The organism is Actinomyces massiliensis 4401292, from assembly GCF_000269805.1.
Classification (GTDB): domain Bacteria; phylum Actinomycetota; class Actinomycetes; order Actinomycetales; family Actinomycetaceae; genus Actinomyces; species Actinomyces massiliensis.
Genome location: NZ_JH711481.1, coordinates 783785 through 797159, shown reverse-complemented (window position 1 = coordinate 797159; position 13375 = coordinate 783785). Strand labels below are relative to the sequence as shown.

Here is a 13375-nt window from a genome sequence, read left to right as displayed (position 1 = left end):
GCGTGGAGCCGTCCTCGTCGCGGTCCCCGCGCGTCGAGGTCGACTTTTTCGAACGAAGTTGGCGGTGGCACCGTCGATCTCGTTCGAGGATGTCGATCTCGCCGAGGCCAAGACTAATCGCGAGAATAATCGCTGTTTTCGGAAAAAATTCCCTTATAGGAGCTTCGTGCGGTATATTCTCCTTATGTTGCTCGACTTCACGGTCTCCAACTTCCAGTGCTTCAGGGACGAGGCGCAGCTGTCCTTCGTGCGCCCGTTCCTCAAGACACAAGTCCCGAAGCCACCTCAAACGTGGGCCGACGTCACCTTCCGCATCGCCGCCGTCTTCGGAGCGAATGCCTCGGGCAAGTCGACGCTTCTCTCCGCCGCGAGCATGCTGAGCGGAGCCATCAGCAAGCCCGGCCTGCTGCTCTACCACCCTCACGCCACGGCTGCGGTGGAGCGCTCGACCACCTACGACGTCAACTTCGTGGCCGACGGCGTGCGATACCACTACGAGGTCGAAGCCTCGGTCTGGGGCATCCACTCCGAGTCCCTGCACGCCTTCCCCAAGGGCACCGCCCGCCACCTGTTCACCCGGACGCAGGCCGACGCCGAAGCACCTATCGAGGTCAAGGTCGGCCCTGCCCTCAAAGGCCCCACCGCGGAGGTGAAACGCCTTCTCACCCCCACCGACCTCATGCTCGCAGTCGCGGCGCGCTACGACCACGCGACTCTCCGGCCGGTCGCACAGGGACTCCGAGCCGGAAGCACCGTCGTCAAAGTTCTTCGGGAAGAGTCCGATCAGAGACTTTGGCTCCAGTGGGTGATGGCCCGTATGGTCGAGGATCCGTCGAAGTGGAGCGCGATCATCCGCGCCCTCGCGAGCACCGCGGACCTCGGCATCACCGACGTCGAGGCCCGCGAGGAGGAGATCCCACCAGAGCTCCTCAGACGGGTCCGAGCAATGCTCGCCGCGGGCGCGGGCGATGACGAACTGCGGGAGATCCCCAAGGATGCCGTCCCCTCCGTCCAGCGGTCCCTCGTCTTCACCCACACCGATGGCGACGGATCGTCCTTCGAACTCGGCCTGGGCGCTCAGAGCGCCGGCACGATCACCTGGCTCGCGACGGCGGCCCCCGCGATCGAGACGCTCGCTCGCGGCAGTCTTCTCATCCTTGATGAGCTCGACGCCAGCCTCCACCCTGCGCTCACCGCCGCAATCGTCACCATGTTCAAGGACCCGGACCTCAACCGCACGGGAGCGCAGATCCTGTTCTCCACCCATGACGCGACGCTCCTGGGCAACTCACCGGCGCGCTTGCTCGACCCCGGCGAGGTCTGGTTCTGCGAGAAGGACGGCGGCTCCAGTGAGGTGTTCCCGCTGTCCGACTTCGACTCCCGTCCGGGCAACAACGAGCAGAAGCGCTACCTCGCCGGCAGATTCGGCGCGCTGCCCGATGTCGACCTCTTCCGGCTGCTCTCCCGCGACGTCCTGGGTGCGGCCGTCCCCCAGAAGGGATGAGTCATGGGGCGAGATCTGAGGCGCGGGCGCAGGAAACGGACGCAAAAGACCACGATTCTCCTGGCCACCAACGGCGGGAAGACGGAGAAGACCTACCTCGGGATGCTCAAGGACCGGGTGCCTCGAGACTCGGGCCTGAGCATCAAGACGTCGTGGCACGACGGCAAAGAGCCCAAGACGATCCTCAAAGCACTTCAGCACCCACGGGCAAGACACGAGCTCAACGAGTACGACGAGGTGTGGATCGTCGTCGACCACGACGGGACGGATCGCAGGCCGTTCCTCGCCGCATGCCGCAGGATCACACAGTCCAAGGTTATCGGCGTCGTCTCCGTGCCCTGTTTTGAAGTCTGACTCAATGCGCATTACGGACGAGTCCGCAACTACCAGAACCAGGAGGACGCCCAGCGCCACTATCTCGAACTGACTGGGCTGCCCGCCAAGGAGGGGAAGAGCCTGCCTGACGACTTCCCGTTCGATGCCTTCACCCGGGCCCGTTCGAACTCTCGACTGCCCGGCGTCGCCCTGCCCGAACTCAATGCACAGGGGCCGTGCCCGTCGACGACGATGCCGCACCTGCTGAAGCGCCTCGGGCTCCTGTGAACGACCCGCTCTGTCCTTTCGCCCCGCGCGTCGAGGTCGACTTTTTCGAACGAAGTTGGCGGTGGCACCGTCGATCTCGTTCGAGGATGTCGATCTCGACGGGTGGAATGGGCAGGGCGGGGTAGGGCGGGGGCGCAGCCCGCTCAGGGCTCCGGGAAGGTCGGGAAGAGCTCGGCGGGGACCAGCTCGATCAGGGCGAGGCGGCCCCCTCCGTCGGCCTGAGTGTCGAGGCAGAGTTCAAGCCAGCTCAGGAAGCGCAGCGGCTCGCGAGTCGTGGGATGAACGAGCGGGAGTATGCCGCAGTCGTTGGCCAGGTCGAAGTACCACACCGTCCCGACCACCTGAGGGTCAGCAGCCGTCACCACCAGGATCGCGTTCATGCCGCAGCCCTCCGTGCACAAGGGGATCCAGCCGCGGTCGGACTCACCGCGCTCCAGAGCCTCCCAGTAGGGATCCTGGTCCGCGGGGTCGCAGATCAAGGGACGGGTGAAGGTGTAGGGGAAGGGCGCGCTCGGCTCGAGATTTTTGAGGTCGTCCTCCCGATCCGGGACGCCGAGTTCGCGCAGCACGTAGAAGGGCCAGTTGCCGCAGCCGAAGACGCGGGTGATGAAGGCGCGGTAGTCCGCCGGAAGCACGATCCCCTGCTCGCGCTCGTAGGCGGCCACCCGCTCCTCATTCAGCGGGGGCTGCAATGCGATCGCTCTGCGGGACGTGCTCGTCAAGCTTCCGCGGGAGAACAGGATCGACAGCTTGGCGGTCACGCGCCGAAGGTCGTCATCAACGCTCACGGGCACAGGCTACGCGAACCCGTCACTACTGCTCCCGCTCGGCCTCCCTCAAAGCTGCTCCGAGGGCCGGCAGAACACCGCGGCTGCCCAGCCTCCACCTCCACCATCTGGTGCTGAGCCGTCGCAGCGCCCGCTGATACAGCTCCTCGGGAGAGGACCACTCGGGACTCGTCGCGCGGACGTCGGCCAAGAGCGCGACCAGTTCGCGCGGGTGGATCTCCTCAATGGAGTCCACATGGTCCAGAGCCCTGCGGCGGTAGGGCGGCGCCACCTGCATGGAGTCCATGCTCCGCCACACGAAGTCGTGCTCGTCGATGTAGGCGAAGGACTCCCCCAGGATGTTGCGCACCTGGGCCTCGCGCTCGGCATTGATCCGCGACAGGCCGAAGGCACGGCAGACCTTGACGATGAGCCGGTGCCGGGTGATCGGCGACTCGACGGCGCAGATGCTCCGCGCCACCTCGACGACCTGTGCTCGCGCCGCGCCGTCCTGGGCAGCACGATCCAGGATCTCCGCCGGAAGCTCGCCCGCAGGCCGCCACTGACGGTAGTCGATCGGGCCGGGAGCAGCAGACCCCATGACTCCGGCCGGCTCCTCCTGCGCGCCGTGCGGTTCATCCGGACCCTCATCGGCCGTGACGGCGCCCGCCTCGGCATCCGACGACGTCGGCTCCTCCGGCTGCCCCGGCTCCTCCGACTCCTGCGATGAGGCCGGCTCCTCCGGCTCCTGCGCGGGCTGCTCCTGCGGGGGCGGTCCGCCGGCGGCCTCGACCAGCCGGGTGACGACGGCGTCGGGGTCGGCGACCCACTCGGGCATCCAGACCCGCTCGACCCGCTCCCACCCCATGGTCCCCAGAACATCGACCGGCAGCAGATCACGATCCATCACGCTCTTGCGACGGTCCCATCCGGGACCGTCCAGGAGCACCGCCACTCCGGGCCGCCCGGAAGCACCGAGCACGAGATCGATCTCGAAGGAGGAGTGGCCCACACCGACGCTGACCTCCAGACCCGTCTCCCGCAGACGCTCGGCGATCTCGTTGCGATGCAGATCCACCGCACTGCGCGAGGCCGGCAGCGCCCGCGGCGCACTGCCACTGCGCGCCTGCTCCAAATAGGCGCGCAAATCCCTGAGCCCCTGGTGGGCCGACTGCTCAACGCGCAGATCCTCCGGGTCGAAGCTCGCGAACAGCACGATCTGACGCCGCGCCCGCGTGATCGCCACATTGAGCCGCCGCTCCCCACCGGCATGACCGAGCGAGCCGAAGCTGAGCGGGATATCGCCGCGCTCATTGGCGGAGAACGTCAACGAGAACAGAATCGCATCCCGCTCCTCGCCCTGCGCATTCTCCAGGCTCCGCACGAACAGGCCATCAGTCGCCTCCAGCGCCTCATCGACCCGCTGCGAACCGAGCTCCTTGCGCAACAGCTCCTCGATCGCGGCGCACTGGTGGGAGCTGAAGGTGATGATCCCCAGGGATGGCACGCCCTCCGGGTGCGCCTCGAAGCGCCGGACCACCTCCTCGACGACCTGACGCGCCTCAACCGGGTTCGTGCCGGGCCGAACCCCCGGCCGCCTGACCCGTGGTTTCTCCTCGTGATACGCGCCATCCTCAACCCGCCGCAGGCAGACGCCGTAGCCGTCGGGGCCGTCGTCGGACCGACCGGCCATGGCCAGCGGGCTGGGGAAGGTCAGCAGACCGCCGTCGTAGTAGTGCCGGTTGGAGAAGGCGATCAGAGACTCCACCCGACTGCGGTAGTGCCACGTCAACCGACGACTCGGCACACCACCGGCCAGGCAGCGGTCCAGAATCGAGCCGCTCTCGCGGCGGTTCGCACCCTCCAGGTCCTCGCCGGGCTTGGAGGCGCCCGGCACCGGGGCCGGCGGCATCTGCTTGGGGTCGCCCACGACGACCACCGACCGCCCTCGCCCCATGGCGCCAACCGCGCCGGCCACCGTGATCTGGGAGGCCTCATCGAAGATGACCACATCAACATAACGACGATCGGCCGGGAAGAAACGCGCCGCCGAATCCGGCGAAACCAGCAGGCACGGAGTGATCGCAACCACGAGATCCCAGTAGGAATCGATCAGGCCCCGAACATTCAGAGTCCCCCGACGGCGATTGAGCTCGCGGCGCAGCTCCTCGGTGCGCGGACCGGCCTCCTGCAGCACCTGATCGCGGTGGGCCAGAACGCTGCTCAGCAGCTCGGGCGTCAGCGCCTTGCGCAGCCTCCCCAGAGTGTCACGGTAATCCTCGAGCAGCTGAGCATGGACGGCCGCATCGAAGGCATCCAGCCCGGTCTGCCGAGCCCGGGCCTCAAAGGTCGCCTGGGCCTGCTCCAGCCCGTCGCCCTCGGCGTCGCGCTCCTCGATCAACTCCCGACGCGCCCGGTAATAGGACGCACCATCCCGCGGATCATGCAGCCCCTCCCGATACTCGCCCAGGCGCTTGCGGAGGGCTGCCAGCTCCCGGCGCAGCGCATCGGGGTCGTCGTCGGCCGGGCCGGACTCGGGCGCCCGCAGCTCGAGCGCGCGCCGCAGGTCCCGGTAGATCTCGGCGGGCTTCATGCCGTTGTCGTGAAGGTTGAGCAGCAGGTCGCCGATGCCCGCCTCCTCGCGCAGGCGCCGGGCGACGACGTCGAGCGTCGTGGCCTTCTCCGCCACGAACATGACGGTGCGCCCCTGCGCCAGGGCCCGGAAGATGATGTTGGCGACGGTCTGGGACTTGCCGGTTCCGGGCGGCCCCTCGACCACGAGGCTGCGCCCGGCCAGGGCGTCGGCCACCACCCGCGCCTGATCGGAGTCGGCGACCAGCGGCAGGTTCTCGACCACCTGGTCGTCGTCCTCCACAGGGTCGTCGTTCGCCGGCTCCACGAAGGCACTGCCCTGGACCTTCAGGAGGTGGCCGACCAGCGGGTTGGAGGTGATGGTCGGCCAGTTCTCCTCCAAGTCCTGGCGCATGCGGTAGGTGGAGAAGCGGAACATGCCCAGGCCCACGGAGGGCTCGACGACGACGCCGCGGCGCCCGGCCCTGCGCAGCCGGCGGCGCAGGCTGTCCAAGGTGGCCTTGACGTCGATGCCGTGCTCGTCGCGCACCGGCTCGCGCAACTCGACCAGATCAACGCCTGTATCGACCTTGAAGCGGGCGAGCAGGGAGTGGTTGGGGGTCGAGGCCTCAGCCTCGTCCAGGACGATCCCGTAGGTGTCGCCCTCCTGCTCCAGGTTGACGGGGATGAGGATGAGCGGCGAGCGCACCCAGTAGCCGTCGATGCACCACACGAGGGAGCCGAGGGTCAGGTAGAGGTTGTTCGCCCCGGTCTCCACCAGAGTGGTGCGGGCGGAGGCCGCCATGGTCTGCAGGCGCCGCGCGCACTCCTCGGCGGGCAGGTCGATGCACACCGTCCGCTGCTCGGTCAGCAGCGCCCCCTGGTCTCCGGCATCCGCGGAGGCGTCGTCCGCGGCGTCGTACATCGAGCGCAGGACCACCAGGTCTCCGGCGTTGATGAGGCTCTCGAGCCGGCCGAGCAGGTCGGGCTCCACCATCAGCTCGATGGAATCGTGCATCGGGCGGTTGATGAGGGGGTTGCGCCGGGACAGGTCGAGCAGGTTCCGCTTCCACTCCGCGACGGCGGGCGGGGCGGGAAGAGCCTCGGCAGCGGCCGAAGCGGGCTCGGCCCCGGAGTCGGAGCCCGCATCAGAACCGGAATCGGGTCCAGGTTCAGAGTCGGGCTCATCCTCGGCGGACGACCGGTCGGCCTCCGGAGCATCCGGGGCATCCGGAGCGAGAACGGATGCGTCGTCGGGCGAGCCCGGGCGGGTCGACGCGGCGAGCTCAATGACGACGTCGTGCTCGTCGCGATCCAGCATGGGCTGCGGCTCCGCGCCGTCGGCCCGGGCGACGTCCAACGGGACGGCGAGAGTCAGGTCGGGCAGGGTCTCCAGCGCCACGCTGCGCACTGTGTCGGGCAGCTCGTGAAGGACGGCGATCGACGCGCCCACCGCCAGATCGGGGTCGATCATGCCCATGACGCCGCGCTGGATGAGATCGGCGGCATCCTGCGCGCTGACGTGCGGCTCCCCGTCCGCGTCCTCCTGATCTCCCTGATCCCCCTGCGGCCTGCGATAGCCGAGGAAGACGGCCTTGGGGGCGAGCAGGAGGACAGGGACCACGCCCAGCCGTTCCAGGACTCCGGCGAGCAGGACCGCGATGTCGAGGACGCTGCCGGTGCAGGCCTCCAGCAGTCCGGAGGCGGTGCGAATGGGGTGCGAACCGGCCTGCCACGGATCGCTCGCGGCCTTGATCATCACGCGGCGGTCGCGCAGGGCGGCGCACGCGGCCACGGCCAGGGCATCGGGACCGGGAGAGCCGTCGGGATCGGCGTTCTCAGCGTTCTCGTCGCGCCGGACGAGGCGGAGCGCCTCAGCGGCGAGAGCGCCGATGGCGGCCTGGTCGGGCTGGACGAAGGTCGCCAGCGCCGCGCCCGCCCAGCGCCCGCCGCCGTCGAGCCGCCACTGGCGCGGGGGCAGCACGGTCAGCCCCGGGAGCCTGCGCACGGCGGTGGCGCCATCACCGGCGCGCAGCTCGACCCGCACATGGGCGGCCCCCGGCTCCACCTGGAGCAGGTTGGCCCGGTCCAGCGCAAGCGTGCGGGTCTCGGTCAGCACCGGCTGGGAGGTGTCCCAGGTCAGGTGCCAGGGCTCGGCGATCTGGCGTCCGCCGTCGTCCTCGATGAGCGTGAGCGTCACCTCCAGGGGCCCCGGCGGCAGCTCCTGGGAGCCGCGCGCCTCGGAGACCAGAGTGCGCCGCTGCTGATCGTCGCCGGACGCGTCCAGGCCGGAGGCGTGCGCACCCGAGCTGAAGGCATACCCCGGCAGGGACAGGCGGATCGAGACCGCGGGCGCGGCCCCCGCCACGGCGTGGGCGTAGCTGAGCACCGGGACGCAGACCACCTCGACGCCGACGGCGTCCAGAGGGCCGCTGCCGGCGCCCTGACCGCCGTCGATGGCGGCGATGAGCTCGCGCACCTCGGCCTGGTCGGACTCGGCACCGATGAGTCGAAGGGTCTCGCCCACCGCGTCGAGGACGGCCAGGGTCCTGTCGGCGTTGAGGGCGCCGCCGCTGACGACCTCGTCGCGCAGGCGGCCGACCTCGCGCAGCGCAGTCCTCAACTCCGGCGACAGGTCCAGTCCGTCGGAGCCGTCGCTGTGGACGGTCAGGACGCGGATCTGGGTGGACAGGTCCGCCAGGTCGGGAGGGTCTGAGGCGTCGCTGTCCGCGAGGAGGGCGCGCAGTCCCTCGGGCGTGCAGCGGTCACCCAGGGTGCTGCGGAGGTAGCGCTCCAGATGGGGCGGGAGGACACCGAGGAGTCCTCGAAGGGCAAGATCGCGATTATTGAGTTTCATGAGGCTCAGATAGCTCAGGTAGGGAATCGGCTGGGGCGCTGTCGGAGGACAGCCACGACCAGGCGGAATGAGGCCGAAATGCGCAGACCGCGGCGCCCCACGACACGGTCGGGGGCAGCGGAAGCATCGACGGCAAGTCCATAGGCGGGTAGTTGGTCTGGATGGTTCGTCTGGTTAATGCTGGGATGGCGCTTAATGTATCCCACAAACGCTCCGCTGTAGCCGGGATTGTCCATCGCATCGCGGGGGCGGCGGGAACCTGTCCATAGCGGCGGTTTAGAACCGTCGCCGGCGACGGCAACGCGCAGGGCTCTCACGCGGTCACGCCCATATCGGGCGCTCGCTGAGCCTCACTGAGTCCGGCCCGGGGCTCTAAACCGCCGCGGTGGACAGCGACAGAAGCCGCCGACGGCGGCCAGCCCGGCAAGCCCGCAGACGAGACCGGAAGTGACGCATGAGACGACGCACAAGCATGAAAGCGACATTCCTGGCAGCCGCTCTTGCGGCAAGCGGCTGCCGCTACCGCCCCGGCTCGGGTAAGCCTACTGCGGTGCCTCCCATTGAGCCGTCGACTGCAAAGTCGAATACGAAGACGGCGGAGGCCACGGACTCCACCAGCAGCCCCGAAGAGACAACAACCGATGACCGTCTCAGTGACCCATCGAATGCCAAAACGCTCGAGATTCGCGACGACCTGACGCACACGCATCCCGTGACCTGGGGCTCCTGGTCGCTGTCCTCCCCCACCACTGTGGACGTTGTCTTCTGGAGTGGCCCGGACAAATGCGACGGCGTTTCCGCAGAGGTCACCGAGACCGATCAGGACGTCACGATCAATCTGAGCGTCGGCGCTCTGCCGGGCGTCACCGAGTGCGAGGGGATGGCGATCACGTCGAAGTGCACCATCACCCTCGAACGGGAGCTCGGCGACCGCCAGGTTCGTCAGGACAGGTAGGCAACGCGCCGGGCGGCTCGGATCGCGCCCTCAGGGGCGGGCTCGGGCATGGCCCGTTCGCGGGGCTGGCGGCCGGGTCCGGCGCTTGGACCGATCTCGACGCGGACTGCGACCGATCTCGACGCGGAACTCGACCGATCTCGGCGTTTCAGGCGGGCGGCGCCTCCTGCTCGTCTGCGCTGCCAGCGCCCTCGCAGCCCTCGCCCTCGGCCCCCTCGCCCTCGGCCCCCTCGCGCTCGGCCTCCTTGAGGGCGGCCTCAAGGGCGGGCAGGATGCCGCGCGCGCCCAGCCTGCGCTTCTTGGAGCTGAGCCGCCGCAGTGCCTTCTGGTACAGATCGTCGGGCGACCGCCACTCGGGGCTATTGGCCCGGAGATCGGCCATGAGCGCGACCAGCTCGCGCGGGTGGATCTCCTCGATGGAGTCCACATGGTCCAGGGCGCCGCGCCGATAGGACACCGGAAGCAACGAGGCGTCGTAAGTGCGCCACACGAAGTCGTGCTCGTCGATGTAGGCGAACGACTCCCCCAGGACGCGGCGTACCCTCTCCTCCCGGGACCTGGCTGTTCGCGACAGGTTGAAGGTGCGGCAGAGCTTGACGATGAGTCGGTGCCGGGTCAGTGGGGACTCGACGTCGCAAATGGCCCGGGCCACTTCGATGACGCGGGCCTCGGCCTCCGGATCATTCTCAGCGCGGTCGAGCACGTCCAGCGGACGCGTCCCCTCAAGCCGCCACTCCCGGTAGTCGGTCGGAGTCGCGGGTGCCGTCGGGGTGGCGGGCGCGGAGCCGTCCGGCGTGGACGGAGCAGTCGAGGCGCTGGACGCGACCGGGGCGGCAGGTGCAGCGGGTGCGCCCGCTTCGCTCGGGGAACTTGGCGCACTCGGGGCACTCGGTGCGACGAGGACCGCCGTACCGTCCGGCGCGCTGGGCGCATCGGGTACTGGAGAGTCCACGGCAGTCACGACAGCGGCCACGGCGCCCGGATCCGACGACGTTGCCTCATCCTCGGACGGCATCGCTTCGGGCTCATCGCCCCCGTCGGCCTCGGGGACCTCCAGTTGCTCCGCCTGGTCCTCCATCGCTGCGAGGCTCCCGCCGGCGGCCTCGACCAACCGGGTGACGACGGCGTCGGGGTCGGCGACCCATTCGGGCATCCAGACCCGCTCGACCCGCTCCCACCCCATGGTCCGCAGGACATCGATCGGCAGCAGGTCGCGATCTGTCGTACTTCCCCGCCTGTCCCATCCGGGACCGTCCAGGAGCACCGCCACCCCGGGCCGCCCCGAGGCGCCGAGCACGAGGTCGATCTCGAAGGAGGAGTGGCCCACGCCGACGCTGACCTCCAGGCCCGTCTCCCGCAGACGCTCGGCGATCTCATTGCGGTGCAGATCCACCGCACTGCGCGAGGCCGGCAGCGCCCGCGGCGCACTGCCACTGCGCGCCTGCTCCAAGTAGGCCCGCAGGTCCTTCACCCCCTGATGGGCCGAGCGCTCGGCGTGCAGGTCCTCCGGGTCGAAGCTCGCGAACAGCACGATCTGACGCCGCGCCCGCGTGATCGCCACATTGAGCCGCCGCTCCCCACCGGCATGACCGAGCGAGCCGAAGCTGAGCGGCACGTCGCCGCGCTCATTGGCGGAGAAGGTCAACGAGAACAGGATCGCATCCCGCTCCTCGCCCTGCGCATTCTCCAGATTCCGCACGAACAGGCCATCGCGCACCCGCAGCGCCTCATCAACCCGCTGCGAACCGAGCTCCTTGCGCAACAGCTCCTCGATCAGGTCACGCTGACGAGCGTTGAACGTGATGACTCCCACTGACGGCACGCTCGGGTGCGCCTCGAAGCGCCGGACCACCTCCTCGACGACCTGACGCGCCTCAACCGGGTTCGTGCTGGGCCGGACCCCCGGCCGCCCGGCTCGCGCCTTCTCCCGGTAGTAGGTGCCGTCCACCCGTCTCAGCGAGACTCCGTACCCGTCGGGGCCGTCGTCGGAGCGGTCGGACAGGGTGAGCGGGCTGGGGAAGGTCAGCAGACCGCCGTCGTAGTAGTGGCGGTTGGAGAAGGCGATCAGGGACTCCACCCGACTGCGGTAGTGCCACGTCAACCGACGACTCGGCACACCACCGGCCAGGCAACGGTCCAGAATCGAGCCGCTCTCGCTACGGCCCGCGCCCTCCAGGTCACCGCCTCCCCGGGCTGTACCGGGAGCGGCTGCGGGCGGCATCTGCTTGGGATCCCCGACGACGACCACCGACCGGCCCCGCCCCATGGCGCCAACCGCGCCGGCCACCGTGATCTGGGAGGCCTCATCGAAGATGACCACATCGACATAACGACGATCGGCCGGGAAGAAACGCGCCGCCGAATCCGGCGAAACCAGCAGACAAGGGGTGATCGCAACCACGAGATCCCAGTAGGAGTCGATGAGCTCCCGGACGTTCAGGCTCCCACGCCGACGGCGGACCTCGCGGCGCAGCTCCTCAGCACGTGAGCCGGCCTCCCGCAGCACCCGATCGCGGTGGGCCAGAACGCTGCTCAGCAGTTCGGGCGCTAAGGCGGCGCGCAGCTGCTCCAGGGTGGTGCGGTAGTCCTCGAGCAGCCGGGACTGAGTAACCGCATCGAAGGCATCCAGCCCGGTCTCCCGGGCCCGGGCCTCGAAAGCGGAGCGGGCCCGCTCGAGCTCGCCCTGCTCGCTCTCGGCGGGGTGAGCCTGCGTCGCCCCGTCGCCGCTCTCGGCGTCGCGCTCCTCGATCAACTCCCGACGCGCCCGGTAATAGGACGCACCATCCCGCGGATCATGCAGCCCCTCCCGGTACTCCCCCAGACGCCCGCGAAGCTGAGCCAACCGCCCGCGCAGCTCGTCCACCTCGGCAGCGCCGACGTCGGGGGCCTGCAGGTCGAGCGCGCGCCGCAGCGCCTCGCAGACCTCGGCGGGCTTCATGCCGTTGTCGTGAAGGTTGAGCAGCAGGTCGCCGATGCCCGCCTCCTCGCGCAGTCGGCGGGCGACGACATCGAGGGCAGAGGCCTTCTCCGCCACGAACATGACGGTCCGCCCCTGCGCCAGGGCACGGAAGATCAGGTTCGCCACGGTCTGCGACTTGCCCGTCCCCGGAGGCCCCTCGACCACGAGGCTGCGCCCGGCCGCGGCGTCGGCCACCACCCGCGCCTGATCGGAGTCGGCGACCAGCGGCAGGTTCTCAACAACCTCGTCAAGATCGTCCACCGGGCCGGTCGGATCGACCGGATCCGGGAACGCCGTCGGGGCGGCGCCCGGGGCCTCCAGGAGGTGACCGACCAGCGGGTTGGAGGTGATGGTCGGCCAGTTCTCCTCCAAGTCCTGCCACATGCGGTAGGTGGAGAAACCGAACAGCCCCAAGTGCACGGTGCGCTCGACAACATCACAACGGCCCGCCCTGCTCAGCCGACGACGCACCCTCTGCAGGGTGGCCTTGACATCGATGCCGTGCTCGTCGCGCACCGGCTCGCGCAACTCGACCAGATCAATGCCGGTATCCGCCTTGAAACGTGTCAGTAGGGAGTGGTTGGGAGTCGAGGCACCGGCCTCATCCAGGACGATCCCGTAGGTGTCGCCCTCCTGCTCCAGATTGACGGGGATGAGGATGAGCGGCGAGCGCACCTGGACGCCATCAAGACGCCATGCGAGCGTGCCGATGGCCAGGTAGAGGTTGTTCGCCCCGGTCTCCGCCAGGATTGTGCGGGCGGAGGCCGCCATGGTCTGCAGGCGCTGCGCGCACTCCTTGCCGGAGAGGTTGATGTAGGCCGTCCGCTGCTCGGTCAGCAGCACGGCCCGGTCATCGGAACTCACAGACGCGCGGTTCGCAGCGCCATAGGGGTCCGGGCGCAGGGTCACGAGGCTGCGGTCGTTGACGAAGTCCTCCAGCCGGCCGATGAGATCGGGCGGCACCCACAGCTTGACCGTGTCGCGCGAGGTACGACTGATGAGGGGGTTGCGCCGGGACAGGTCGAGCAGGCTCCGCTTCCAGTTCTCGACGGCGGCGGGCGGGGCGGGAAGAGCCTCGGCGGCGGCCGGGGCGGGCTCCAGCTCGGCGGCGGCCGGGGCGGGCTCCAGCTCGGCGCCGGCCGGGGCGGCGGGCGAAGCG

6 protein-coding genes are annotated in these 13375 nt (G+C 69.3%); 3 read left to right on the top strand and 3 right to left on the bottom strand.

Annotated elements, in window-relative coordinates:
- Window positions 1-184 precede the first annotated feature (184 nt).
- Entirely contained in the window at window positions 185-1504 is a 1320-nt protein-coding gene (locus tag W5W_RS0103265) for an AAA family ATPase (RefSeq protein WP_017194332.1), read from the top strand.
- Window positions 1505-1507: 3 nt separating this feature from the next.
- Complete coding sequence (locus tag W5W_RS16855; RefSeq protein WP_017194331.1) at window positions 1508-1858, top strand: RloB domain-containing protein; 351 nt, start codon at window positions 1508-1510, stop codon at window positions 1856-1858.
- Between the two features lie 392 nt (window positions 1859-2250).
- Here W5W_RS16855 and W5W_RS0103255 read toward each other — a convergent pair whose 3' ends face one another.
- Both W5W_RS0103255 and W5W_RS14520 read right to left on the bottom strand, forming a co-directional pair.
- Window positions 2251-2895: an SMI1/KNR4 family protein gene (locus tag W5W_RS0103255; RefSeq protein WP_154650228.1), complete on the bottom strand. Its 645-nt coding sequence runs from the start codon at window positions 2893-2895 to the stop codon at window positions 2251-2253.
- Window positions 2896-2920: 25 nt separating this feature from the next.
- The gene (locus W5W_RS14520; protein WP_017194329.1) at window positions 2921-8302 is read right to left on the bottom strand and encodes a DUF3320 domain-containing protein; all 5382 of its coding nucleotides are present in this window, start codon (window positions 8300-8302) and stop codon (window positions 2921-2923) included.
- 472 nt (window positions 8303-8774) lie between these two features.
- Between W5W_RS14520 and W5W_RS15990 the strand changes: the two genes are divergently transcribed.
- On the top strand, window positions 8775-9257 hold the full coding sequence (locus W5W_RS15990) for a hypothetical protein (protein ID WP_017194328.1): 483 nt from the start codon (window positions 8775-8777) through the stop codon (window positions 9255-9257).
- Between the two features lie 148 nt (window positions 9258-9405).
- Here W5W_RS15990 and W5W_RS14510 read toward each other — a convergent pair.
- A partial coding sequence (locus W5W_RS14510) for a DUF4011 domain-containing protein (protein ID WP_017194327.1) occupies window positions 9406-13375 on the bottom strand: 3970 nt, incomplete at its 5' end.

Coding starts and splice junctions, on each gene's coding strand:
- W5W_RS15990 (WP_017194328.1), top strand. CDS start 8,775: ATGAAAGCGACATTCCTGGCAGCCGCTCTTGCGGCAAGCGGCTGCCGC.
- W5W_RS16855 (WP_017194331.1), top strand. CDS start 1,508: ATGGGGCGAGATCTGAGGCGCGGGCGCAGGAAACGGACGCAAAAGACC.
- W5W_RS14520 (WP_017194329.1), bottom strand. CDS start 8,302: ATGAAACTCAATAATCGCGATCTTGCCCTTCGAGGACTCCTCGGTGTC.
- W5W_RS0103265 (WP_017194332.1), top strand. CDS start 185: ATGTTGCTCGACTTCACGGTCTCCAACTTCCAGTGCTTCAGGGACGAG.